Genomic DNA, 25982 nt, shown 5'->3' with positions numbered 1-25982 from the left:
AATAATAAGTGTAGGTGGTTTTTGTTGATAATAAATTTAATGGTACAGTTTCTCTTCCTCTTTTTAAACAAAACTTAAATAAAACATAAATTCAGCGTAAGGTTCGTCTTCTATACTTGGTTCTGAGGTCAATATAGAACAGGAGAAGGAGAGAACTTATGAATTATTCAAGTCCATTTACATCAAAGTTAGCCAGAGTAGGGATCGCGGGTACACTGGCTTTAATACTGGCAACAAGCCCACTGGCCAACATGGGGGTTGTTGCCGCGGAAGCAGACCCAGCACCTGTATCTACGAAGATATATAACACACAGAAAGAATCGATAGAGCAACCCCCGATTCAATACCAGATCCAGGCTCGGCTGAATGAGAAGGACATGACGATCCAGGGGAGCGAGAAGGTAACGTATCACAACACAAGCAAGGATACCCTCCAGCAGCTGGTTCTTCATACATATGCTGATGCGAACCTCTCCAAGTCTACACAGGCGAGCATGTACCAACAGCATAATGAAAAGATTAGTGAAGATCATCCGGAGAAGACAGCGGAGGACTTTCTGGGTGGCATCGATATTCAGGCTGTAAGCGCAGATAGCCAATCGCTTGATTTCAATAAGGAAAACCAAGCGTTGACCGTGCAGTTGAAAGAGCCCGTTCAACCAGGCGAATCGGTATCATTCCAACTGGAGTTTCAGTTGAATATCCCCTATGGCTCACAGCGAGTGTCCTACTACAAGGACATGATCAATGGTGCGCACTGGTTCCCGGTGATGTCTGTATACGACGAGGTTAAGCATCAATGGAACAAGGCACCGTATAGTCGAACATTTGAGAGCGATTATTACACCTCATCGGACTTTGAAGTTCAATTCAATGTTCCTGATGAGTATCAGATAGCTATGTCGGGCTCTATCACCACTCAAGACAGTACAGAACATGGTCGTAAAGTTGTGTCTGCTGTGGCCGAGAATACGAGAGAGTTTGTTTTCTTTGCAAGTCCTAATCTTCAAGTGGAGCGCGCTACCCGTAACGGTCTGACGGTGGAATACTATTATTACAACGATGATCCATCCAAGAAAAAGATAGTTGACCGCTACATTAATCAGGCATTCAAGGTCATTGACTTCTATAGTGAGAAATATGGCAAGTATCCCTATCCAGAGTTCCGAATTGTCGAGACGTATGTACAAGGCGTTGCCGTGGAGTATGCGAGGCTCATTCAGATGGGACAGATTCAAAATGGTGCTGTTCCAGAAGAAGACACAACATTTGTTCATGAAATAGCGCATCAGTGGTTCCATGCATTGATCGGTAATAATTCGGAGACAGAATCCTTCCTGGATGAAGGCTTTGCCGATTTCTCCATGGTGTATTTTGCCGAGAAACAGGGAGACAAGCTAAATGGATTCAGATCTATTCAGTTCGATACTGCGCCCGTAGATATGGCGATTGCGTCAACAAACGATGAAGCTGGGGATTTGGCAAGTTTGGTATATTATCAGAAGGGAAGACAAGCGATCTATCAGCTTTACCGTTCCGTCGGTGAAGAGAAATTTGACGAGTTGATGAGGACATATTTCAAACGCTACGTGTACCAAAATGCAACGGTAGAGGGGCTGCTTCAAACCATTGAAGATGTGCTTGGTAAAGAAATACGTTCAGAAATGCAGATGGCCCTATATCAGCCTGATTTTGTCTTAAAGCCGGAATACCAATTATCACAGGAAGAGACCGCCGCATATGTGCATGATATCTTACAACAACAGTATCAGGCTGTCATGGGCATGATCCCTAATCTGCCTTATGAAGTAATGAATCGATTGATGGACAAAGTCCTTCAAGGCGAGGAATTAACCATTGTGCTCAGTGATCAGGTGAGCAAGCTTGCAACTAAACAGCAGGAAGATATGGTTAATCAGTTGACTGGATTCCTTGATATGACCGGTATGAGATACGACATTATACGGGATCGCAAGGAATTGAAGCAAAAGATGAAAAAAGAGATCGGCAACAGCAACCTTATTGTCATTGGCAATGCCAAGTCAAACGGATTGGTGCAGGCTTTGAAATTCAACATTATCGACCGGACGAAACAGACGGGTTTTCCTTGGAAAAATACCATGAATCAACCTCTCGCCGCGGGTGCATATGTGATCAAACATCCCTATAACCAGAATCGATTGATGCTTCATTATTTCTGGAATGAGGATCATCTGAGTGATGCGGCATTTGAAGCTTTTAAGCTGAAAATAGAGGAATCTATCGGATTCACTAACGACTTTTACCAGTACTATGTATTGGATCACCAAGGCAAGGAGAAATCCAATAAAAAAATAGCGAATCCCATATCTTCATTTTTTGCGGAGCAATAAGTCATTGGTTTTAGAAAAGTGAAGAAAGCATCCCTTGTAACACCACGAAATAATTGTTTAAGAGAACATCTATATTGCAGTTTCTTCCTCTAATCAGGTTAGCCAATTGTTATTGGTTAGCCTGTTTATGTTGTTTTGCAAACCAGTCTTGGAATATTAGGCCTTAAAATGGGCATGATGCTTTAACAGAAAGGTAACTTCATGAATATACTTATCGTGAGAAAACAATAGGAGGGATTAATATGAAGGATCAACATTATCCTGGCATGCCATGGAAAGAGACAGTCACTGATCACAACGGTAAGGAAAGCAAAGGAATTAACAAAATGAGAGCGTATTCATATAATACAGACATTCGCTCTATCATTCGTGTTATTCAGGGGCCGGCTGCGAATATGGGTAATGTTGTTGATCTCTCTAATCTACTAAAGGGCGCATCGGAATTAGTATACTTCTCTCCATTGGACATTGTCACCCTGAACGTTAAGGAGGTTGTGTAACATGTCAATGGTTGAAAAAAATATCCAGGCAGAACAGACTGCTAATGTCACAGCCAACAGTTTCACTTCACCTTATGATTATTGCGATGCAGAAACCAGACGGATGTACACGCCTCAATTTGATAAAAAAATGGACAATCCTATGTATACCGCTGCAATGGCGGGCCTTCAATCGATCTATTGGTTTCGGGCGATCAAGGTAAAGGGGCTTATCCCTGATGCAAAAGCAGATTATTATGCTACGTATTCTACCAACCATCATCACATCGGAGGAATTGGACTAGCCTATTCCAACAGTCCGACAGGACCATGGACCAAACACGGACAGGTGTATCTCGATACCGTGGTTGGGAATTCGACGGAAACTCCATTTGTGATCTGGAACGATGAAGAACAATTGTTCTTTATGTATTATCAACAAAACGGTCTGGGGATCAATCAATCGACGGCACTTGCGACCTCTGTAGACATGATCAACTGGACAAGAGTGGGTTTGATTTTGGACAAACCTCCCGGGTTTCCAGGTGATGGTCATACCGGTTACTTCTCGTGTTTCAGAAATGGCGGCAAATGGATCGGTTTCTCGGTGATGGGTGGTGGTGACTTTGGTCGTAAATGTATCTGGCATTCACATGACGGACGTAGCTGGTTAGCTGATCCAAGACCATTAATGGGTGGTAATGATGCCACTTTAAGTGCAGGAGAAAATATTTCGAGACCCAATGCTGGTGTATTTATGTACAAAGGGAGCATGTGGTGGCTGGGTATGTTATCAGCTTATGCTTCCGGTGGGGTTACGACGGTAGCTCGGCCTGCCATTGCCAAGATCAGCGCAGACTTTCGTCAACTGCTGGACAAACCTACAGATATATATTTTCCGGCATTGAATTGGGAAACGACCAACATGCAATCCTTGATGGTGTCCGTTATGGACGGTGTAGTGTACGTGTATTACAATACCGATCATAATATCGGTGTAGCCTATTCGGTGGGGGTGTAGAGATGGTTATACGTGATGCAGCGGGTCAGATCGTGCCCTTTGGAAAGGTTCACAGACAGCTTGTGGCCGATTTTCTATACGGAACGTTACCGGATTGGGTGGAGGTGGTGGGCACCCCTACGTTTGAGCCTTTGCCCGACAGAGGGACCATAACCGTTACAACACCGACAACGGCAGGAGCCACGGCAGAGTTGAAAATGAAACATCTGATTGACAGCTCGAAAGTAACCGCAATTGCAATCACTTTGGAAGCGCTACAATTAAACGGGAACATTGGAATCTCAGTTCAGGTTGGCATTAAATCGAAGGATAGCAAGGCCGGAATCACTTTTTTTCAAAATGTAAATCAGAAGTATGGTATGGTCCGTGCCTATAAAGCAGATGGAACGTACACGGATTTTAATCAAAACATGGTGTTCTTCACCACACATGGCGTAGCAGGAGATGAAGCACAGAACCGTAAGAATCTCACTGTGCTGCTCTGTACCGGGTTACAGTTCTCGGCGGGGTTCGAGAGACCGTCCGTATGGCTTGGTGCGGATGATCAATATGGCGGTGTTGCTGCTGACCTTAGCGGGGGGTTGTTCCAACATGGAGAATTGCAGTGTCTTTTGAAACTGACTACAAGTAAGGCAGAGGCCAAGTATTTCAAATGTGCACAGATGAAAGTGGATATCTGGAGTAACTGATTGGAATGACAAAGAGAAAAAATAGATTATCTGCATGGATAGGTGAAAGACATACGTGCAGTAATTTGGTACCTAAACACGGACGCTTTGAAAAAGAAGTGCAGTGTTTAGGTACCTTTTTTATTTAGATAAGGTTCATGATTGTACCGCCTGCGGCACCAGCAACGACAACGATCCACGGTGGTACTTTCCAAAAAACGAGCATTAGAAACAAGATACACACCAGTGCAAAATCAACAGGAGTTAGGATCGCAGTTGTCCAAAGCGGATCGTACAACGCTGCTAACAAAATACCTACAACGGCTGCATTAATTCCGATTAATGCTCCTTGAATTTTTGAGCTCTTGCATAAAGAATTCCAGAAGGGCAATGCGCCTACGATTAGAAGGAACGCTGGCAAAAAGATAGCAATCGTTGCAACCAAGGCACCGGGAACCCCACGCATCATCGCTCCTAAATAACTGGCAAAGGTAAACAATGGTCCGGGTACAGCTTGTGCAGCTCCATATCCCGCCAAAAAGTCGGACTTGTTCATCAGACCTGTAGGGACGAATTCACGTTCCAGTAACGGAAGTACAACATGTCCTCCACCAAATACAAGTGAGCCTGAACGGTAGAAGCTATCAAAGAATAACAGCCATCCCGAACGATCAAATGGTGTGAGTAACGGGAGAAGAATCAGGATTCCAAAGAATAGAGCCAAACAGATTATTGCCAAGTTACGACTTACCGGGATAGACAAGTCTACTGTCTTAATACCTGTCATTTTTCTAAAATGAATCATGCCTATTATGCCTGCAATAACAATAAAAAGGATAGGAGTGAACGAAGTCTGCCACACAAGAGTAGCCGCTGCAGTAAAGATAGCGATGGTTGCCCTGTAACGGTCAGGAGTTAGTTTTTGCCCCATGCCCAATATCGCTTGAGCGACAATAGCTACAGCAACAATTTTAAGACCATGAATCCAGCCAGTACTGCTGATATCAAATCCTTGCAGAAGGAAAGCGAACAAAACTAACGCAATGACAGAAGGAAGTGTGAAACCAAGCCAAGCCATCAGTCCTCCCAACAAACCGCTGCGGATGATGCCAATTCCAATTCCGACTTGACTGCTGGCGGGCCCGGGCAAAAATTGACATAACGCAACTAAATCTGCATAGCTTCGTTCATCCATCCACTTTCTACGGCGAACATATTCTTCATGAAAGTAACCGAGATGAGCGATCGGTCCTCCAAATGAAGTCAGGCCAAGTTTAGTGGATATAGCTAACACTTCAGAAAGTGCTCTGACTTTATGTTTGGGCTTGTCCGGGGTTAGAAATGAATTATTCTCCAAACGTGTTATTCCTCCTTAACGGTTCGATGCAGGTTATCTAATAACTACATTATAATCCTCCTCATCGCGATTCATTTAAACGCAGCATTAAACTATATTATTTTTTTTATATTAGCTATTTACATACACAATTTAATTGTGTACAATGTAATTGTTAGCGATACAAGAGAAGTCAAAATTTAGTCAAAATAAATCTAATCAACTAAAGGAGTTTTCACAAATGAAAACATTATATGAAACAACAGTCATCAATACAGGCGGACGTCAAGGCATCGTACAATCCCCAGATAATGTGTTTATGTTGGATGTTGCTGCACCACCTGAACTGGGAGGACAAGTGACGACAGCTACCAATCCGGAGCAGTTGTTTGCAGCAGGGTATAGTGCTTGTTTTAACTCCGCACTGGAGTTTCAATTGAAGAAACACAAAGTTGAAATTGAAAGAAGTACCGTAGCTGCTACTGTAATGTTGGTGACGGACTCTGAGGACAACGGCGTGAAGCTTCAAGTCGATTTGGAAGTTAAGATTCTCGGTCTGGATGAGGAAACAGCACAGAAGTTTGTGAAACTTGCCCATGACTACTGCCCATACTCCAAAGGAATTAAAGGGAACGTGAATGTTAACGTGGAACTGGCGTAACTGATACTATTTGTTATTGATAAGAAGCCTCCGAGAAATCGGAGGTTTTTTTGTATTATTTTGCTCCGTTGTAAAATGTGCTTTGCCCGGAAAAAGCAATATTAATGATTGTAACATACCTATAGGGGGTATAATGAATGGTATAAATAGAATTAAAGGAGTGCAGAACATGAAAAAGTACGTATTGACCATATCGACTATATTGATTACAAGCAGTTTGGTTTTGAGTGGATGTGGCAAGGAGACTCGGCAGACTAGTGAAAGTAACGATGACAGTCATACAGCTGCTGCAGGTGAGATGCACCATTCTGAGTCGGGAGAGCTACCGGAAGGACTGCGCGAAAAAAACAATCCCACCTTCCCAATAGGAAGCCAGGCGCTGATGAGTGCCGACCACATGTCAGGCATGAAGGGGGCGAAAGCAAAGATCGTTGGAGCATATGAGACTACGGTATATGCAGTTACGTATACGCCAACCACAGGCGGAGATCCCGTGCAAAATCATAAATGGGTTATCCATGAGGAAATAGAGGACCATATGGATCAAGCGTATGAGGCAGGTTCTGAGGTAGTGTTGAGCGCTGATCACATGAAAGGAATGAAGGGCGCCAAGGCCACAATTGATTCTGCTGAACAGACAACGGTATATATGGTTGATTATACCCCTACAACAGGGGGAGATTCGATAAAGAATCACAAATGGGTCACAGAAGAAGAATTATCTGCTATCCAATAGAACCATTTGTATGAAACAGCCTTTTTAAGCATAAAAATCAACTTCACACTCAATTATGGGTTATAATGGTATTAAAGTTTATACAAAACTGCTGAAAGGGGAATGTACTTATGATGGATTTTAGTAAACCACCCCATGGCTCTGAGACCGATACCCACCGTCAGCGTCATCAGGAGAATGAACAGAAATACCTGTCCGGAGGCAAGAGCATTTGGTATGAAATCAGCAACTGGCTCATTCTCGGAGGTATCCTCCTTGTCATATTTTTATTATTTAAATACGTTTTCTAAATAGACACACAACCGGGCGAATCCCCATATGATGGACTACATCAGTAAGCACTTGGGGAAATGGGGAATCCGGGATGGCAAAAGCAAAGGGTAAGAAAGCTCCCGCATTAAAGAGTGATAAAATACGTGTATCCATGAAGTTGGTCACTTCGGATGTATGTGAGAGATGTAAGACACCCTGTACGCGAGGAATGGATTATGCTGCACGTATGAGAATTGAAGGGGCTTTAGGCAAGGGCGTTCCCTGTATATTGACCCGCCATACTTCTTCATAACTCTTCGTATAATCCCGTATATATAACAGTTATAGATCAGGGGCATCCTTTAATGAGGATCGCCTCTTTTTGTGCATTCCAAGGGGTGGAAAAAATTCTGGATAAAAAATGAAAAATGATGAAAAACAGCGCAACTTTGTGGATGAATCTGCAGTATAAATGTACAACAGCTAGCAGCAGGGGAGGGAATATTGACGGGATGAAATGGAAACGAATATTGCTTTGTGTCACGGTATTCTCCTTGCTCGGCGGGTCTTTATTGTTTGCTGACTCAGTGAACGAGAAGATTCGTGTTCTCATTAACGGCAAGGAAGCAGCTGATGGAGGTTATCTCATTGATGGAACGACCTATGTACCTGTAAGAGAAGCCGGAGGCGTCGTCAAATGGGACAGCAGTAACAAGAGAGTAACGGTGATCAAACCGAATGTACATATTTTTCTCTTCAAGGGAGACACTGTATTTGGTAACGTTAACGTAGGTAAGCTGAAATTCAATGTATTTTCACAAGTGGACAGTCTGACAGCAGATGTAGCTGCAGTGAAAGTAACGATTACCAATCCAAGCGGTCAGGTGAAGGATATCCAGTCCCAGGAGCTTACGACACAGAAGGATAACTTCTGGTTCCGCACATATGATTTTACGTACGATTTCAGTCGTGCTGGCAAGTATCAGGTTGGCTTTCATATTAAAGAAAATGCAAACAGCAGCTACGTCCTGGTAGCGGAGAAAATCATTACAGCGCTGAACGATTGAAGCGAAAATAACCCTGTGAGTTAAATTGACCTGGGTCATTGAACATGTTACGATATGCAAGGTTACACAATTTCTATTTATAAAGCGAGGTATTTCAATGAGCGATCACACACATGAACACGGCGATGGCTGCGGATGCGGGCAAGACCACGACCACGACCACGAGCATGAAGAAGTCCTTCTCACATTAACAGACGAGAACGGCCAAGACGTGGAGATGGTTTTGGTGGAGACGTTTGACGTGGAGAAGCATGTTTATGCGCTCCTGCTGGAACGTAACAATCCTGAAGCTGACGGCATCATCCTGCGTATGGAAGAAGAAGACGAGGAAATGGTGCTCTACAATATTGAAGACGAAGAAGAGTGGAACCGCGTTGAAGCGGCTTACAACGAACTCGTTGCATCACAAGAATAGTCATTCTTTTGGAACATAACATGAAGGCTCCTTGATCTCAGGGGGCCTTTTGTTTTGTTTGTAAGAGGTATATGAGCATGCACACCACCGGTTTGAACGACGAAATAGACGGGAAAATGCAAACTCGCTTGTCTCATGAAATAAAAATGGACCAAGCTAGGGCTTGGTCCGTTAAGTTTATCCCCTGCACAGCGCAAGGGGGTTGTTTTAGAAAATGGCATCGGCTTCCACGATCACTTTAACATTGGTTACGCTGCGATCTTCGGGTCCTTTGACGGGTAATCCAACTTCGACATGATCGATGATGTAGTCGATATTTTCCTGGGTGATAACCTCACCCGGTAACAGGATCGGAATTCCTGGCGGATAGACATAGATGAATTCCGAGATAATACGTCCTGCGGATTCCTTAAACGGAATCACTTCGGTATCACCGTAGAATGCATCGCGTGGAGTCAGCATCAACTGTGGAATGTCCGGAACTTTTACGACCAGTTCATGGGCCGGGTTCACTTGATAATAGGTACGGGAGAGATCCTGCAAAGCGTTCAGCAAGATATCCACGCTGTCATCCGTATCTCCTGGCGTGATGAGACACAGAATATTGTACATATCACTAAGTTCGACCTCGATGTTGTAATGTTCACGCAGCCAGTTCTCTGTTTCATATCCTGTAATACCCAGATGGCGAACATGGATCGTTACTTTGGTTGGATCATAGTTGAAGGTCGCTTCTGTACCCAGCAACTCTCTACCGAAGCAATACAGTCCATCCATATCGTTAATCGAACGTCTGGCAAACTCAGCCAGTTCAATCGCCTTCTGTGCAATCTCACGACCGTGGAGTGCCAGGTTACGTCTTGATGTATCGAGTGAAGCAAGCAAAATGTATGAAGTTGATGTTGAGGTGAGCAGACTGAGGATCGTCTGTACACGCTGTGGATTCACGAACCCATTCTTTGTGTTCAGGTTGAGTACGGAACTCTGTGTCATGGAGCCACCAAGCTTGTGAACACTGGTTGCAGCCATATCGGCACCTGCTGCCATCGCAGACAACGGCAGATCCTCATGGAAATGAATGAGTACGCCATGTGCTTCATCAACAAGGACAGGGACTTGGTAGCTGTGTGCAAGCTCTACAATCTCTTTCAGATCGGTAACCACGCCGTAATAGGTCGGGTTAATTACAAGCAATGCCTTGGCATCTGGATGACGCTCAAGTGCACGACGGATAGACTGTGTAGTCACTCCGTGGTCAATGCCCAGATTGGCATCTTGTGAAGGAGAAACAAATACGGGTTTGGCGCCTGAGAAAATAATCGCGGACAGAACCGATTTATGCACATTACGGGGCACAATAATTTTGTCACCCGGTGAACATACAGACAGAATCATGGTCATAATGGCACTGCTTGTGCCTTGGACACTAAAATAGGTATAATCGGCTCCGAAGGCATCTGCTGCCAAAATCTGTGCTTCCTGAATGACACCGGTTGGCTGATGCAGGTCATCCAACGGTGCGATGTTAATCAAATCTATGGAGAAGGCATTATCGCCAATAAATTCACGGAATTCGGTATCCGCTCCCAATCCTTTTTTATGGCCCGGAATATGAAACTGTACCGGATTGAGTGCCGCATGATTTTTTAAAGCGGTAAACAGCGGCGTACGGTGGTGATTCATCAGTGCTGTCACAACCCTTCCTAATAAAATTGGTAAACAAAGATGAGTATAGCAAATTAAGAACCGAATGCAACAGTATAATCGACAATTTTTTGATTTGCCGAGATTTGGACACATTCCCCACGGTTACACTAAGGATAGGGAATAGGCAAATGAACGCCGAAAGGGGAAAAAGAATGCAAACCGATACAAAACCAGCCAAAATTTTGCGATCACCATTTTTTATCGCGATGTGGCTGACACTTTTTCTAGTTGAAATTATCAAAGGGGCCCTGTTGGTAGCAGTTCTGCCGGTGTATATGGACAATATACTGGGTCTGTCTGCAGGCGTCATTGGTGTGGCATTTGCTCTTCAATATTTGGGAGATAATCTGTTCCGGGCGCCTTCCGGCTGGGCAGCAGAACGGATCGGGTTCCGCGCAACGATGGTTACAGCATTAATCTGTACCTTAATCGCTGTTATTATGATCCTTTTTCTCAAAAGTGCCTTTGGACTGGCCATGGCCTGTCTCATTCTTGGCATTGGTACGTCACCACTATGGCCTTGCGCCATGACAGGAGTGACTGCGATGTCAGGCCCACAGAACAAGAATGGTACAGCAATGGGGGCGCTGGAGATGGCTGCTCTAGGGGGAACGGGGCTTGGACCTATAGGGATGAACTGGCTGCTGGAGCGCACGCATCATGATTATCGAACGATATTCCTTGTGCTAATGGGTTGTGCCATTCTCGTTATTCTGGTGGCCATGATTCTTCCTGGACGTGTCATTGTTGAAGGAGAGCATGCCGAGCAAGTAGCGAAGAATAGTGATGGAAAATATCCAGCCAAACCGAATCTGCTCACGCCGTTCATCCGGCTGCAAAAGAGTGTGAAGGGCACACTGCAACGGGTACGCAGCACGCTTAATGTTAATCCACTCGTGTATCCTGCACTGTTTATGCAATCGTTTGTCATTGGGCTGCTTAGTCCAGTAATCACGCTATATACACGCACAGACCTGCACATTTCACCGAATCTTTACAGTTTGTTGCTGATTGCGGGAGGTGGAATAACCGTTATTGCCTTGCTGCCTGTAGGTAAAATGGTAGACAGGTTTGGTACGAAACCGTTCCTGAATATTGGTTTTTTGATGGCGGCGGCGAGTCTGTTCGCATTCTCCTCCATAACATCCATTCCGGTGGTGTTTGGTATTGTCATGCTGGTGGGCATCAGTTATGCCATGATTTTGCCCGCCTGGAATGCTTTTGTAGCTACGCTGATTCCCAAAGGAGAGCGGGGAGCAATCTGGGGATTCTTCCTTACATTGCAGGGATCAGGCATGGTTGTAGGCCCCATTGTTTCCGGACTGCTGTGGGACCACGTGAGCCATCCGGCTCCATTCATCGGCAGTGCCATCGTCATGGCAGGACTTGCCGTTGTGCACTTTGTGTTATCCCGCAATCCGTTTCGCACCGCTCCGGCCAAATAAGCAAAAGAAAAGGGAGTTCCACCAACCGTCTTGGTTGTGGGGCTCCCTTTTTCGCGTCCAATATATCACGATAATCGGGGGCTTGCCCCTGTGCGTCTGCGGAAAGCTGCAATCCGGCGGTCCTTTCGGTGAAAAATAGTCAAATAACCAAGTACCCTTACATAAAATGAAGTATAAAATAGGGTAAGCCGATTGAGTAGAAGCGATTGAAGACGAGGGCCGGAGTTGATCCGGTACAGATGGAGGGAGTGCCGTGAATAAGAGTTATGAAGTTGAATATTGCAATCTGGAGCTGCGGTTCAACCGTCGGCATATCCAAAATTTGATCAGAGACCTTATTCGTGAGGGATATTCACTATATTGGAGCGAGGACGAATCCTTTTTTATCCTGTCAGTCCGGACCGGCCGCAAGCTGGTAAAGCTCCGCTTTCAACAGACACGCACGGGGAACTACAAGATGACTGGGGATTATATCATTAAGGATGCCAAGCTTGCAGAGTGGCTGGAGAAGCTGATTGGAGATACACGCGGGCATGCAGTTGTGAAGCGGTTCAAGGATCAGCAGATGACCGTGGAGAACATTTTATTCGGTGAAGTCATTCGTCTCGTGGAAGTGTCTGGGTTCAAACAGCGTGTCATTTTTCAAAAGGAACCTGCGCCGACGGCGGAAGAGATGGAAGAAATGTTCCTCTCGCGTGAAGGCGAGGAAAGGCTCATGTTGTTGCGCATGGAAGTGGATGATGAACTGGAACGCCTCTACACGGCCATGCAGATGGATAATATCGAAAAAGCAAATGCTTGCCGTGAAGTCTTAAAACAGTTGTCTGGGCATCTGTTAATGTTGGAAGGGTGACAAGATAAGGCCGTATTTATGAAAATACGATGAACACCTCAGCAGATTGGGGTGTTTTCTCGTTGCGTAGCTGTGCCACGGGGTTCACTTCTATACATAAAACCGTTAAAATGGGAGTATTGTTGAGAATTTATTTCAATAAAATTAATTGGAGCAAAGGATGGAGGACCAGATGACAAAACAACAAATTGGCGTAATTGGCCTGGCTGTCATGGGCAAAAATTTGGCCCTTAACATTGAAAGCAAAGGTTTCTCAGTATCGGTATATAACCGTTCCCCGGAGAAAACCCATGATCTTCTGAAAGAAGCTGAAGGTAAAAACCTGACAGGCTCATTCTCCATTGAAGAGTTCGTAGCATCCCTGGAATCCCCGCGCAAAATTTTGATCATGGTACAAGCCGGCAAAGCGACCGACGCTACCATTGAACAACTGCTTCCTCACCTGGATGAGGGCGACATCATCATTGATGGAGGGAACGCATACTTCCCTGACACGCAACGTCGCAGCAAAGAGTTGGAAGACAAAGGCATTCGTTTCATCGGTACAGGTGTATCCGGTGGTGAAGAAGGCGCACTGAAAGGCCCTTCCATCATGCCAGGTGGACAGGAAAGTGCTTATAAACTGGTTGAACCGATCCTGACGGCGATCTCGGCCAAAGTCGGTGACGATCCATGTTGTACATATATTGGACCAGACGGTGCCGGACACTATGTGAAAATGGTGCATAACGGTATCGAGTACGGAGATATGCAGTTGATTGGTGAAGCGTACCACTTGCTCAAATCCGTATTAAACGTTTCCGTTGAAGAGCTTCACGCAATCTTTACGGAATGGAATCAAGGGGAGCTGGATAGCTACCTGATCGAAATCACGGCAGATATCTTCTCCAAATACGATCCGGAAACCGGCAAACCAATGGTTGACGTTATTCTGGACGCGGCTGGACAAAAAGGAACAGGTAAATGGACAAGCCAAAGCGCGCTGGATCTCGGCGTACCATTGTCCATGATTACAGAATCCGTATTCTCCCGTTTCTTGTCTGCCATGAAGGACGAGCGTGTAGCAGCTAGCAAAATCCTGAATGGACCAGCGACTGAAGCATTCTCTGGCGACAAAAAAGCGTTCATCGAGAGCGTGCGTAAAGCCCTCTTCGCAAGTAAAATCGTATCCTACGCACAAGGATTTGCACAAATGCGTGCAGCTTCCGATGAGTATGGCTGGGATCTGAAATACGGCAACATTGCCATGATCTTCCGTGGCGGTTGCATCATCCGTTCGCAGTTCCTGCAAAACATCAAGGAAGCTTATGATAAAGACGCAGCTCTGAAAAACTTGCTCTTGGATCCGTACTTCCAGAACATCGTTGAGTCTTATCAAGACGCATGGCGTGAAGTTGTAGCGGCTGCTGTTAAACAAGGTGTTCCGGTACCTGGCTTCTCCAGCGCCCTTTCTTACTACGACAGCTACCGTACAGAGCGTTTGCCAGCAAACTTGCTGCAAGCTCAACGTGACTACTTCGGTGCTCACACGTTCAAACGTGTGGACAAAGAAGGCAGCTTCCACCACAACTGGATGGAGTAGTACCACATATACAAGTCTATTAGATTTGGCCAAAGTACCCTTAAGCAGGAGTTTTGGCCTACTAAGGGGCTTAGAAGAGGTTTGGCGTTCCGGTGATTGCCGGTCAACGCCAGGCCTCTTTTTGGTCTTTCCCAGTCCGCAGGGCTGTGTTATGATAGGACAAAAGTGCTCACGAATTGCTTGAATTAAAGGAGTGTACACCTTGAGCAAGTCTAACAATATTATTCTCATCGGTATGATGGGAACCGGCAAATCAACCGTCGCTGACATGCTTGCACGCGAGCTTGGTTATCGATTGATTGATGTAGACGCCGCGGTGGAAAAAGAGGAAGGCTGTACGATTCCAGAATTGTTCACTGGCAAGGGAGAGACGTATTTCCGTGATGCCGAGAGCCGCATGTTATGCTCGGTGCTGGAGAAGAAGTCACAGGTCATAGCGACCGGAGGTGGCGTGGTGCTGCGTTCGGATAATTGTGACGTGATGTTGAAGAATGGTTGGGTTGTTGCCTTGACTGCTGATCCGGCAGTGATTGTAGAGCGTGTTAGTGGCTGTGACAATCGTCCACTCCTCGCAGGTAATGCAGAGGAACGCATTCAGGCAATTATGGAAGAACGGAAAGACGCATATCGGTTCGCACATTATACGGTGGATACAACCGAGTTATCCGCTGCCGAAGTGACTCGTTTAATTTTAGCGCATTACCGCGTCTAAGCTTGTTATCATCGAAGTTTGATGGTTGATAGGTGGTGGCAGATATAACAAAACGGGCCATATAGGCCCGTTTCTAGGAGTAGAGCAGAGGTCACAAGGTTACAAATGACTTTGCTTCCCTCCGGGTTTCTCTAGTCTTCCTGTTGCCACTGAAGCATACCGCCGACCATGTTTGTACAGCCTTCATATCCCAGTTGTTGCAGATATTCACAGGCACGCTCACTGCGGTAACCGCTACGACAGATGATCACGATCTCGCCTGATTTCTCAATCTCAGACAGTCGATCCGGAATCTGTCCAAGCGGAATATGCTTGGCTCCTTCGATCATGCCTTGCGCGACTTCATCGTCCTCGCGGACGTCTATCATCTGCAGCTTCTCTCCCGCCTGTAAACGGCGGCGCAGCTCAGACGTTTCAATTTCAGCTATTTGTGTCATATTCAGGTCCTCTTTTCTGTATGGACTTAACGCTATAATGATACCCAAGCGATGCACGGAATGTCAATTTGGCCACAATATAATCAATGAAGGAGAATTTCATCCATGGACGTTATTGTTAAACCAACTCCCACTCTGAACGGGGAAATCGGGGCTCTGTCCTCCAAAAACTACACGACTCGCTATTTGCTGGCTGCTGCGCTGGCAGAAGGCACAAGTACCATTCATTTCCCGGCACACAGTGAAGACAGTGACGCCATGCGCAGATGTATTCGCGATCTGGGGGCAGTGCTTGAAGAAGACGACAACAAGATTGTGATCCAGGGTTTTGGCAGTCATCCCCGTGATGTGCGTGAATTGAATGTAGGGAATGCAGGTGCTGTACTTCGTTTCCTGATGGGCGTTACAGCGCTCTGCCCTGAAGTAACTTTTGTGAATACGTACCCGGATTCTTTGGGCAAACGCCCCCATGATGACCTGATCGATGCGCTTGGTCAATTGGGTGTAGATGTACAGCACGAACAAGGACGCCTGCCGATTACAATCAAGGGTGGCAATGCCAAGGGTGGACACATTCGTGTATCCGGCTCCGTTAGCTCCCAATATCTGAGTGCATTGTTGTTTGTTACGCCGTTGCTTGCAGAAGACAGCACCATCGAAGTACTGAATGACCTGAAGTCCAAGGTCGTTATCGGACAGACCCTGGAAGTGCTGGAGCAGGCAGGCATCGTTATCCATGCAAGCGATGATTACATGTCCTTCCGTGTACCAGGTGGACAGGCTTACCAGCCGACGACCTACACGGTTCAAGGGGACTACCCGGGTTCAGCAGCGGTTCTTGCCGCAGCAGCGGTTACACAGTCTGATGTGAAAATTCTGCGCCTGATGGAGCAGAGCAAACAGGGTGAACGTGCCATCGTTGACGTGCTGCGCATGATGGAAGTGCCATTGACACATGAGAACGATGTTGTACACGTTCAAGGTAATGGCAGACTGAAAGCGATCGAATTCGATGGGGATGCCGCGACGGACGCCGTTTTGGCTATGGTAGCCGCAGCTGTGTTTGCGGAAGGAACGTCACGGTTCTATAATGTAGAGAACCTGCGTTACAAGGAATGTGACCGAATCACTGATTACTTGAACGAACTGCGGAAGGCAGGAGCGAACGTTGAAGAGCGTCAAGCCGAGATTATCGTACACGGACGTCCGGAAGGCGTTGAAGGCGGCGTTGAGATTAACGCTCACTACGATCATCGCGTAATTATGGCGCTTACAGTCGTTGGTTTGCGTTCCAAGGAGCCGCTTCGTATTCGGGATGCACACCATGTAGCCAAGTCTTATCCGCAATATTTCGATCATTTGCAGGCGCTTGGCGCCTCGGTTCAATGGGTAAAAGAGTAAATAACTGAAAACCTGTTTTTGAACACGCACTTTAATCAGAAAAGGATGGTGCTTGAACATGGAATTTAACAACCCTACTCGTGAAGAAATTGGACAACTTTTGCGCAAGGCAGGCAACATCGCAGTCGTCGGCTTATCAGACAAATCAGATCGCACTTCCTATATGGTGGCAGAAGCCATGCAGAGCAGAGGTTATCGCATCATCCCGGTTAATCCACAGGTGCAAGGTGAAATCCTGGGAGAGACGGTATATGCTACACTCGCGGATATTCCAGAGCCGGTAGACATTGTCAATGTATTTCGTCGCGAAGAGTTTTGCGCGGATGTCGCTCGTGACGCCGCTGCCATCAAAGCAAATGTGCTGTGGCTGCAACTTGGCATCCATAGTGATGAAGCGGTCCAGATTGCTGCAGAGAACGCCATGACAGCGGTAACGAATCGTTGTATCAAGGTAGAGGATTCCATCGTTCTGCGCGGCGCTGGACGCGGCTGAGAGGCTCGTTCACCTGTGATCGAATGATCTCCTGATCTGAACCAATTGAATGATTATAGGATGAATCCCGTTAACTTGAAGTTGACGGGATTTTTTCTGTTCTATTTTTGCCGTATTAATTACCAATTGGTTACTGTTTTGCTTTGACAAAACGTTGCGTAAAGCTTACCATCTAGGATAGAAAGGAGAGGTCGCCATGAATTGGCTCGGATCCTTGCAGCAGCTCGGACGAGCGGTAATGCTGCCTACAATGGTCCTGCCCGCCGCCGCAATTTTGCTCAGTGTTGGCAGTCTGCCTTGGGACGCCTGGGGATTGGATATTGTCGGTGAAGTGTCTACCGTGGCCGGACACGGTATTTTTTATTTCTTACCGTATCTGTTCGCTGTCGGTGTAGCACTGGGACTCTCCAACCAGGCCGGACAAGCGGGACTTGCTGCTCTGGCTGGTATCGTGATATATGATCAGGTAACTCGGAACTTCGGGGATGGCACCGTTCAGCCCGCTTCCTTAATCGGAATCATACTCGGCGCCCTTGCCGGTGGGATGCATAATCGGTTTAAAAGCATTAAACTGCCTGAAATTTTACAATTTTTTGGAGGTTCAAGGTTTGTTTTGCTCATTGTCGGACTCTGTTCGGCATTGTTCTCCTGTTTTATGTTATGGCTCGCTCCGATCCTACAGCATGGATTGAACGGCATTGCTACCTGGGAATACAGTCTCGGGGGTTTTGGACTATTCATCTACGGAGTGTTATACAGGGTGCTGGTTGCTTTTGGGCTTCATCACCTGCTTAACAATGTGTTTTGGTTCCAGTTAGGGACGTTTGAAACGCCTGATGGTAACATTGTGCAAGGGGATTTGCCCCGATTTTTTGCAGGTGATCCAACAGCAGGATTCTTTATGGCGGGTTTGTTTCCCATCATGATGTTTGCCATTCCGGCAATAGCCTTTGCTATTATTCAGGAAGCCAGGGAAGATCTGAAACCAAAAATCAAGAAAACTTTTCTGACATCGGCACTCGTTTGTTTTCTAACCGGGGTATCGGAACAGATTGAGTTTGCTTTTTTGTTCGCGGCACCATATCTGTTCATCGTGCATGCAGTGATGTCCGGCGTTGCCATGTGGATTAGTTACTGGCTTGATATCCGGCATGGATTTTCTTACTCCGCAGGTATTATTGATTACATACTCAATTTCCATCTATCGGAGAATGCTTGGAAGCTCATTCCGATTGGCATACTATATGGGCTGGTTTACTACTTCCTGTTCCGATGGGCGATTCGTACGTTCAAGATTCCAACACCAGGACGTGAAGAGGGCTCCATGCTGGAAGATTGGGTAGGTAACATTCCTTATCAGGCACCTTTAATCCTCGAAGCATTAGGTGGGAAGAGTAACATTGTACAGGTTGAAGCATGTATTACACGTCTTCGCCTGACTGTGCATGATGACCGCTTGATCGACACGGGTGCCATGAAGAGTATGGGGTCCGCTGGACTGATCAAGCTGGGTGGCGGTAACGTACAGGTGGTATTCGGGACCTACTCGGAATTGATTCGGGAAGAAATCGCGAAGCTGCTGGAAAGAGATCTGCAACAGGTTCTGTTCTGTGCCCCCGTTCAAGGCAAAATGCTCCCGATTGAAGAGGTACCGGATCAGATCTTTGCAGCCAAGCTTGTCGGTGATGGTGTAGCCTTTGTTCCGGAAAAGGGAGAGCTGGTCTCACCCGTGTACGGAACGATTATGCACTTGTACCCGACCATGCATGCCTTGGGTATATCTACCCGTGAGGGGCTTGAAGTGTTACTGCATATCGGCATCGATACCTCTCAGTTGAAAGGCCATTTTGAAGCTTTTGTTCAGGAGGGCGATACGGTGGAGCCGGGGCAGTTGTTGATCAAGTTTGATCTGGCAGTACTCCGCGAGCAAGCGGCGTCACTAACAACACCAATGGTAATTACGAATCCAGATCGTGTAAAATCATGGAGTTTTGCTCCATTTAAGCAAGTTAAGAAAGGTCAGGCATCCGTTATGTCCGTGGTGCTCTATGACAGGAACGTTGGAGGGGTAGAATGAAGATACAAGGCATCAACGGAGCTGCAGGCATAGCCATCGGCAAAGCATTTGTCCTGCCCAGTTGGGAATGGGATCTGCCGGATCAGAAGATGGATTCGGTGGATCTCGCCCAAGAGTTCGAACGGCTGTATGAGGGCATACGGACATCAAAGGATGAGATCGAATATATCAAAAATGAGTTCAAGGAAGTTGTTGGTCCAGAGGAGTCCAGTATCTTTGATGCACATCTGGCCATCTTGGAAGATCCGGTATTCATGAACGAAATTCGCGGCATTATCGAGCGTCAATATAAGGCAGCAGAAGTGGCGGTCAAAGAAGCCATAGACCATTTTGTCACGATGTTTGACTTGCTGGAAGACGAGTATATGAAGGAGCGGGCCATTGACATCAAGGATGTGGGTAACCGTCTGCTCAAGCATTTGCTCGGTGCACCGGAGATTACACTTCCTTCGGATACCCAGCCGTATGTACTCGTTGCCAAAGAACTGTCGCCATCTCAACTGGCGCATCTGAATCCCACCCATGTACTAGGCATTGTGACCTTGATTGGCGGGAAAACATCACATTCTGCGATTATGGCTCGTGCCCTTGGCATTCCTCTCGTTTCCGGTCTGGAAGCGAGTCTTGGCATGCCGGTAGAGACAGGGGATATGCTTGTGGTGGATGGTGACAATGGCTTGGTATTTACAGACCCGGATCGCAAGACAATTGAACGGTATACCATGCTTCGCAGCAAACAACTGAAGAAAAAGGAACAACTTCAAGTCCTTGCTACCGTGGATGCTGTAACCAAAGATGGGGCCGTTTTGCACTTGGCTTCCAATATCAGTTCGGTGAAGGAATTGGACCTTGCTTTGAAACAAGGAGCCAAAGGTGTGGGCTTGTTCCGAACAGAATTCTTGTACATGGACCGTGCGACTTTCCCGGGTGAGCAAGAACAGTATGAGGTGTACCGCCTTGTGGCAGAGAAAACAGCAGGACAATCCGTTGTTATTCGTACACTGGATATCGGTGGTGACAAGCAACTCGATTACTTTGAATTGCCGGAGGAAGACAATCCGTTTCTGGGTTACCGAGCTATTCGGATTAGTCTCGACCGCAAGGATCTGTTCAAAACACAACTTACAGCCATTCTGCGTGCCAGCGCTGCTGGAAATGTCAAAATCATGTACCCGATGATCTCTTCGGTGGAAGAACTTCAGCAGGCCAATGAGATTCTTCGTGAGGCGATGTCCGATCTGGACGAGCGCGGATTATCCTACGACCCTCATATTCAGGTGGGAATTATGATTGAAGTTCCTGCAGCGGTGATGATTGCTGATCTGCTCGCAGAGGAAGCTGATTTCTTCAGTATTGGTACGAACGACCTGGTTCAATATGTACTGGCAGTAGATCGAATGAATGAGCAGATTGCTCATATGTATCACCCCTATCATCCGGCTGTTCTGCGGATGCTTCGTGCGACAGCAGATGCGGCTCATACGGCTGGAATTGATGTCAGTGTGTGCGGAGAGATGGCAGGGGACGAACGTGCTATTCCGCTTTGGTTGGAGCTTGGCATTCGCCACTTGAGTATGTCTCCACAATCTCTGTTACGTGTGAAGCACAGAGTGCTGAACACAACAGCATCGGCTGCCAAAGAAGAAGCGCGAAAATGCTTCGCCTTACGGACGAGCGGAGATATTGAGGAGCGATTGCAAGTCTTTAATGACTCCACGGGAAGTCCAGATGAACAAAGTGGTTCGAACGCATCGTGATTAGGGAAACTGGATATAAATACCTTTAAGTTAATATATTTACATTTGTGATATTATTTATCGAAAAACTTGTTATATAAAATAACCCCACTGTGCATGAGAGCACAATGGGGTTATTTTTACTTGTCAGCGAGTGCATCACAGAATGCCTTGCCATAAGGAGGAAGGTCAGGCGGACGACGTGCTGAGATGATATGTCCATCAACAACAACGGCTTCATCTTTCCAGATCGCACCTGCATTTTCCATGTCATCCCGAATGCCTGGTGTAGAGGTTACTGTAACCCCGTCCAGAATTTTGGCAGAAATCAGTACCCAACCCGCATGACAGATCTGTCCAATCGGTTTCCGGTCTGCATTCATTTCCTTCACAAGCTCCAGTACTTTGGGATAACGACGCAGCTTGTCTGGCGCCCAGCCGCCTGGCACGAGAATACCATCGTAATCTGAACTGTCGAGTTCATCGAAACTGTATTCGGCTTCAGCAGGCACACCGTATTTGCCAATATAGGTTTTTCCTTTTTTCTCTCCAGCAAGATGCACTTCTGCACCTTCTTCACGAACCCGATGTACAGGGTACCACAATTCCAAATCCTCGAATTCTTCATCGACCAGAGCGATGACTTTTTTACCGGTTAATCTCATGTCCATCTCTCCTTTTTGCGGTGATTAGATCTGTTTCGTCTTTAATTGTAACAGATTCTCCAAGGGACTTCATGGAAGTGCATATTCAGTTTGGAGGAAGCGATTACAAGTCAGTAACTGCCTGCATTCGACAACCTTCATCTGGAGGGAGTGGTAATTTGTGCAACCTTTCGTTTATAGCAGGATTTGAGCCGAAATAGGTCGAATGGTACTTATATAGAGTATAGAACGAATGAGGTGATGGTTGTGCGCAAGTCGTGCAGATGTGGACATGTAATGGAGTTGGAATTAAGAACAGTGGTATACGCCAAAAAAGTGGAGATTCGAAACGTACCCGTATTTGCGTGTACAGACTGTGTATCATATGAAGTGCTTCCGCCGGTCAAGCCGGACTTAACAGAATGCATAAGCACATTGGGTGAACAGCCCGTGAAGCAAGACGTATCTTTTGGTGAACGTAATGAACTGGCAGACCTGTTTCATGAGCTACTGCTGGCCTGGCCGGATGTGACCGATCGGGAGATGGAATATCGAATGCAGCAAGCAGTGGAGGAGCGTATCAATCTATTGCTGGACATTATGGGTTACGCAACGAAGTCTGGTGATACAGCGTGGATTGAGACCACGGAGCGCAGATTGAGTCAATTATCCGGATTTGTATGGCAGGAGTACTTCTCAAATGCTGTCTAATTTTGACGTGTAAAATGCTTGTTTTCATGAAAATTGGCTTTTTCGCGCACTTTTTGTTAAGATATCGAAGAGTGAAAACGCTCAACGTAGCGGTATTCCTGGTAAAGGGGGATGTATATCTAATGGCTGACATGACTAAAATGACAAGTATTGAACAGCTAAACTCCGCATTGGAGGCTACCAAGGATCAACCCTTGCTTCTGTTTAAGCATAGCACGCGCTGTCCGATCAGCTCAAACGCTTATCAGGAGATGAACGATTATTTGCTTAACAATGCCAATGAACAAGTGAAATATGGCATCATCTATGTTGTGGAAGATCGCCCGGTATCCAATGAAGTAGCAGATAAGCTGGGTGTTAAGCACGAATCTCCACAGGCGATCCTGATCAAAAAGGGAATTCCTGTATGGCATACTTCCCATTCAGATATTACTAGAACCACACTTACGAATGTTTTGAGTGAGTCCTAAAGCCTATTTTAATTGATTAATGCAAAAATTTGTCGTAATATAAATCTTAATGAAAATGGTATGAAAATTTACTGGTAATGGAGAGAAGTACTGTGACGGTAACCATTTATGATGTGGCACGTGAAGCTGGAGTGTCTATGGCAACGGTATCACGGGTAGTTAATAATAACCCTAATGTCAAACCGCAAACGCGGAAAAAAGTATATGAAGCCATCGAACGGTTGGGATATCGTCCGAATGCGGTAGCCAGAGGTCTGGCAAGCAAGAAGACAACCACGGTCGGGGTCGTTATTCCGGATATTTCGAACTCAACCTTCGCGGAGATTGCCCGCGGAATTGAAGATATTGCGAATATGTATCACTACAATATTATTTTGTGTAATGCAGACAAGAAGAAAGAAAAAGAAATTCGTGTTATTAACACGTTGCTCGAAAAACAAGTAGACGGACTGCTCTTCATGGGCGGAACAGTAACGGACGAACACATTCAGGCGTTCCAGTCTGCGGCTGTGCCGATCGTACTTTGTGCAACAAGTGATGAGAAGGGCACATTCCCTTCAGTGGATATTGACCATGAGGCGGCTGCGTTTGACGCGGTAAACACCCTGATTCGTCATGGCCACAAGGAAATTGCGATGATCAGTGGTACACTGCAAGATCCGGCGAATGGGTATGCCCGTTTCCAAGGATACAAAAAAGCACTGGAAGCAGCGGGGATTGAATACCAGGAGGATCTTGTTCGAATCGGTAACTATCGATATGAATCCGGTGTGGAAGCAATGAAATATTTCCTTGGACTCAAGAAAAAACCATCAGCTATCTTTGCTGCTACAGATGAAATGGCCATTGGTGCCATTCACAGCATTCAGGATGACGGTCTGAAAGTACCGGATGACTTCTCCATTATTAGTGTGGATAACATCCGTATGGCTTCCATGGTGCGTCCTCAGTTGACAACAGTGGCTCAGCCAATGTACGACCTTGGCGCAGTAGCGATGCGTTTGCTGACCAAGTTGATGAAGAAAGAAAATGTGGAGAACCCACGGGTCATTTTGCCGCATGAAACGATTCTTCGTCTGTCTGTAAGTCACGCAGATGTAGTTTAATCGGGATTATATACAGTAAGGGAGAAGTCATTATTCTCTCTACATAGTGGATATGCGAAAGCTCCGGAGACGGAGCTTTTGTGCTGAATGAGGTTAAAAGTGAAAACAGGAGGTATTCGGAAGATGCGTGAAACGATTGGGATTATCGGAGCAATGGATGAGGAAGTTGAGCTTTTGCTGGCAGGTATGAAGCAGCTTGAGACGGTCAAACAAACCGGCATTACATACGTTGCAGGCGAGTGGCTGGGTAAGCAAATTGTCGTGTGCAAATCCGGCGTAGGTAAAGTAAATGCAGCGGTTACAACGCAGATCTTGATTGATCGTTTTCAGGTTAATCGCATTATCTTCACAGGTGTTGCGGGTGCAGTTAACCCGGAGCTGAACATCGGAGATATGGTTATATCGTCTGTATGTGTTCAGCACGACATGGATGTAACGCCACTGGGGTTCGAACGCGGGGTTATTCCTTACCAAGAGACATCTGCATTCCCTGCCGAGGCTTCGCTTATTACATTGGCTGAAGAAGCGTGTAAAGCACAGGGAGCCAATTACCTGATCGGTAAAGTGTTATCTGGAGACCAATTTATTGCAAGTAAAGATACGGTTAACATGTTATATACTGAAATGGACGGTGCATGTGCCGAGATGGAAGGGGCAGCAGTTGCTCAGGTCTGTTACATGAATCGAGTACCATTTGTTGTCCTGCGTGGGATGTCAGATAAAGCGGATGGTTCGGCGCATGTTAATTTTGCTGAATTTACCGTGGAATCTTCTCAGCGTTCACATCGTATTGTGGAGTATATGTTAGAAAATATGTAATGGCATAAATTACGATTGCAATGCCAACCCAAAATCAATGAAAAACCGCTCTTCGATTAGCTGTTCCATGAAGTATGGAGCAACGCTGCGAGAGGCGGTTTTTGTTATGTATATCGTTTTTCGAACAGATCATTGAATTAGTACATGAACCGATGGCGGAAGCGTACACGATCAAACTGTTCTTCCGATGTGATGGGCACCTGGCTTCCGATACGTACCATCAAACAGTTCGCAGGATGTGAACAGATTTCGGGGTCGTCTGTTGCATACCAGGTCATGTCGATCGTTTCCATCAGCCTCTCCATCATTTTGCGATAATCCCATACGTTTAATCCGCTGCCCTTCAGATCCCAATGCCAATAATATTCTGTGGTGAAAATAATGTAGTTCTCCATGTATTTATCTTCCAGAGCCGTAAGTAACATCTCACGTCCAATGCCAAGCGAGCGATAGTCGTCCGCAACCTCGATTGCCCCAAGCTCAATCAGATCAGTCATATTACCCTCGGACCAGCGTTCACAATCATCCGCATAGTGAAAGGTTACATAACCGATAATCGTTTCATTTTCGTGTGCAATGATAATTCGACCTTCAGGCAATGCTGCAATCTCGGCCAGAGCTTCCTGCTGCTCCATTGGGCGCCGAAAGGCATCCAGATCTGGATGGAAGGCAAGACGGGTTATCTCCTCGGCTTGCACGGGACCTTCAATTGTAATTCGGTGGCCGGACTTGAAGATGGAACGCATATGATGTTCTTTGATATGTTCCATGGTTCATGCTCC

The 25982-nt window shown here is 46.2% G+C and carries 26 protein-coding genes; 21 read left to right on the top strand and 5 right to left on the bottom strand.

Features of this window, described 5'->3' with window-relative positions; all coding sequences use genetic code 11:
• Positions 1-158: 158 nt before the first annotated feature.
• From MKY66_RS20390 to MKY66_RS20375, 4 genes are all read left to right on the top strand, one after another.
• Positions 159-2372 carry a M1 family metallopeptidase gene (locus MKY66_RS20390; protein ID WP_076211444.1) on the top strand — a complete coding sequence of 738 codons (2214 nt, stop codon included), beginning with the start codon at positions 159-161 and terminating at the stop codon, positions 2370-2372.
• Between the two features lie 242 nt (positions 2373-2614).
• Complete coding sequence (locus MKY66_RS20385; RefSeq protein ID WP_076211442.1) at positions 2615-2872, top strand: hypothetical protein; 258 nt, start codon at positions 2615-2617, stop codon at positions 2870-2872.
• A gap of 1 nt (position 2873) precedes the next feature.
• Positions 2874-3872, top strand: coding sequence for a hypothetical protein (locus MKY66_RS20380; protein WP_076211439.1), 999 nt, complete (start codon positions 2874-2876; stop codon positions 3870-3872).
• A 2-nt stretch (positions 3873-3874) separates the two neighbouring features.
• Positions 3875-4561 (top strand): hypothetical protein, encoded by a 687-nt coding sequence (locus tag MKY66_RS20375; RefSeq protein WP_076211438.1) that lies wholly within the window; start codon positions 3875-3877, stop codon positions 4559-4561.
• Between the two features lie 124 nt (positions 4562-4685).
• Here MKY66_RS20375 and MKY66_RS20370 read toward each other — a convergent pair whose 3' ends face one another.
• Positions 4686-5897, bottom strand: coding sequence for a chromate transporter (locus tag MKY66_RS20370; RefSeq protein ID WP_076211436.1), 1212 nt, complete (start codon positions 5895-5897; stop codon positions 4686-4688).
• A 220-nt stretch (positions 5898-6117) separates the two neighbouring features.
• Here MKY66_RS20370 and MKY66_RS20365 point away from each other — a divergent pair, with 220 nt between their 5' ends.
• The 5 genes from MKY66_RS20365 (at position 6118) to MKY66_RS20345 (ending at position 9007) form a co-directional block, all read left to right on the top strand.
• A complete protein-coding gene (locus MKY66_RS20365) occupies positions 6118-6537 on the top strand; it encodes an organic hydroperoxide resistance protein (RefSeq protein ID WP_017687397.1) in 420 nt (139 codons plus the stop codon).
• A 169-nt stretch (positions 6538-6706) separates the two neighbouring features.
• Entirely contained in the window at positions 6707-7273 is a 567-nt protein-coding gene (locus MKY66_RS20360; RefSeq protein WP_076211714.1) for a YdhK family protein, read from the top strand.
• A gap of 110 nt (positions 7274-7383) precedes the next feature.
• Entirely contained in the window at positions 7384-7563 is a 180-nt protein-coding gene (locus MKY66_RS20355) for a hypothetical protein (RefSeq protein ID WP_017687398.1), read from the top strand.
• Between the two features lie 474 nt (positions 7564-8037).
• A complete protein-coding gene (locus MKY66_RS20350) occupies positions 8038-8592 on the top strand; it encodes a copper amine oxidase (RefSeq protein ID WP_036614723.1) in 555 nt (184 codons plus the stop codon).
• Between the two features lie 97 nt (positions 8593-8689).
• Positions 8690-9007 carry a DUF1292 domain-containing protein gene (locus MKY66_RS20345; protein ID WP_036614722.1) on the top strand — a complete coding sequence of 106 codons (318 nt, stop codon included), beginning with the start codon at positions 8690-8692 and terminating at the stop codon, positions 9005-9007.
• A 207-nt stretch (positions 9008-9214) separates the two neighbouring features.
• On the opposite strand, the gene MKY66_RS20340 is transcribed toward MKY66_RS20345, so the two are convergent.
• Complete coding sequence (locus tag MKY66_RS20340) at positions 9215-10690, bottom strand: aminotransferase class I/II-fold pyridoxal phosphate-dependent enzyme (RefSeq protein ID WP_047844430.1); 1476 nt, start codon at positions 10688-10690, stop codon at positions 9215-9217.
• Between the two features lie 176 nt (positions 10691-10866).
• On the opposite strand from MKY66_RS20340, the gene MKY66_RS20335 reads away from it, so the two are divergent.
• The 4 genes from MKY66_RS20335 (at position 10867) to MKY66_RS20320 (ending at position 15306) form a co-directional block, all read left to right on the top strand.
• A complete protein-coding gene (locus tag MKY66_RS20335; protein WP_076211435.1) occupies positions 10867-12159 on the top strand; it encodes an MFS transporter in 1293 nt (430 codons plus the stop codon).
• 253 nt (positions 12160-12412) lie between these two features.
• Positions 12413-13012: a hypothetical protein gene (locus MKY66_RS20330; RefSeq protein ID WP_076211433.1), complete on the top strand. Its 600-nt coding sequence runs from the start codon at positions 12413-12415 to the stop codon at positions 13010-13012.
• Between the two features lie 172 nt (positions 13013-13184).
• Positions 13185-14594, top strand: a complete 1410-nt coding sequence (gndA, locus tag MKY66_RS20325; protein WP_076211431.1) for an NADP-dependent phosphogluconate dehydrogenase — start codon at positions 13185-13187, stop codon at positions 14592-14594.
• 202 nt (positions 14595-14796) lie between these two features.
• Complete coding sequence (locus tag MKY66_RS20320) at positions 14797-15306, top strand: shikimate kinase (RefSeq protein WP_036614703.1); 510 nt, start codon at positions 14797-14799, stop codon at positions 15304-15306.
• A 131-nt stretch (positions 15307-15437) separates the two neighbouring features.
• Here the strand turns inward: MKY66_RS20320 and MKY66_RS20315 are convergent, their stop codons facing one another.
• A complete protein-coding gene (locus tag MKY66_RS20315) occupies positions 15438-15743 on the bottom strand; it encodes a rhodanese-like domain-containing protein (protein ID WP_017687407.1) in 306 nt (101 codons plus the stop codon).
• A 105-nt stretch (positions 15744-15848) separates the two neighbouring features.
• Here MKY66_RS20315 and aroA point away from each other — a divergent pair, with 105 nt between their 5' ends.
• The 4 genes from aroA (at position 15849) to ptsP (ending at position 21471) form a co-directional block, all read left to right on the top strand.
• Complete coding sequence (gene aroA / locus MKY66_RS20310) at positions 15849-17144, top strand: 3-phosphoshikimate 1-carboxyvinyltransferase (RefSeq protein WP_076211430.1); 1296 nt, start codon at positions 15849-15851, stop codon at positions 17142-17144.
• Positions 17145-17202: 58 nt separating this feature from the next.
• Positions 17203-17637 carry a CoA-binding protein gene (locus tag MKY66_RS20305; RefSeq protein ID WP_076211428.1) on the top strand — a complete coding sequence of 145 codons (435 nt, stop codon included), beginning with the start codon at positions 17203-17205 and terminating at the stop codon, positions 17635-17637.
• Positions 17638-17833: 196 nt separating this feature from the next.
• The gene (locus MKY66_RS20300; RefSeq protein WP_036674872.1) at positions 17834-19714 is read left to right on the top strand and encodes a glucose PTS transporter subunit IIA; all 1881 of its coding nucleotides are present in this window, start codon (positions 17834-17836) and stop codon (positions 19712-19714) included.
• Positions 19711-21471, top strand: coding sequence for a phosphoenolpyruvate--protein phosphotransferase (gene ptsP / locus MKY66_RS20295; protein WP_036614699.1), 1761 nt, complete (start codon positions 19711-19713; stop codon positions 21469-21471). Before MKY66_RS20300 ends, ptsP begins: the two co-directional genes overlap by 4 nt.
• 119 nt (positions 21472-21590) lie before the next feature.
• Here the strand turns inward: ptsP and MKY66_RS20290 are convergent, their stop codons facing one another.
• The gene (locus tag MKY66_RS20290; RefSeq protein ID WP_036674874.1) at positions 21591-22115 is read right to left on the bottom strand and encodes a type 1 glutamine amidotransferase domain-containing protein; all 525 of its coding nucleotides are present in this window, start codon (positions 22113-22115) and stop codon (positions 21591-21593) included.
• Positions 22116-22397: 282 nt separating this feature from the next.
• Here MKY66_RS20290 and MKY66_RS20285 point away from each other — a divergent pair, with 282 nt between their 5' ends.
• From MKY66_RS20285 to MKY66_RS20270, 4 genes are all read left to right on the top strand, one after another.
• Entirely contained in the window at positions 22398-22805 is a 408-nt protein-coding gene (locus MKY66_RS20285) for a hypothetical protein (RefSeq protein ID WP_339805731.1), read from the top strand.
• Between the two features lie 122 nt (positions 22806-22927).
• On the top strand, positions 22928-23275 hold the full coding sequence (gene ytxJ / locus MKY66_RS20280) for a bacillithiol system redox-active protein YtxJ (protein ID WP_076211424.1): 348 nt from the start codon (positions 22928-22930) through the stop codon (positions 23273-23275).
• 92 nt (positions 23276-23367) lie between these two features.
• On the top strand, positions 23368-24381 hold the full coding sequence (gene ccpA / locus MKY66_RS20275) for a catabolite control protein A (RefSeq protein WP_036614690.1): 1014 nt from the start codon (positions 23368-23370) through the stop codon (positions 24379-24381).
• A 123-nt stretch (positions 24382-24504) separates the two neighbouring features.
• Positions 24505-25200: a 5'-methylthioadenosine/adenosylhomocysteine nucleosidase gene (locus tag MKY66_RS20270; protein ID WP_076211422.1), complete on the top strand. Its 696-nt coding sequence runs from the start codon at positions 24505-24507 to the stop codon at positions 25198-25200.
• Positions 25201-25337: 137 nt separating this feature from the next.
• Here the strand turns inward: MKY66_RS20270 and MKY66_RS20265 are convergent, their stop codons facing one another.
• Positions 25338-25970, bottom strand: a complete 633-nt coding sequence (locus MKY66_RS20265; RefSeq protein ID WP_076211420.1) for a GNAT family N-acetyltransferase — start codon at positions 25968-25970, stop codon at positions 25338-25340.
• Between the last annotated feature and the right edge of the window lie 12 nt (positions 25971-25982).

The organism is Paenibacillus sp. FSL R5-0766, from assembly GCF_037971845.1.
In the GTDB taxonomy this organism is placed as follows: Bacteria; Bacillota; Bacilli; order Paenibacillales; family Paenibacillaceae; genus Paenibacillus.
This window is presented reverse-complemented; position numbering and strand designations above follow the sequence as displayed.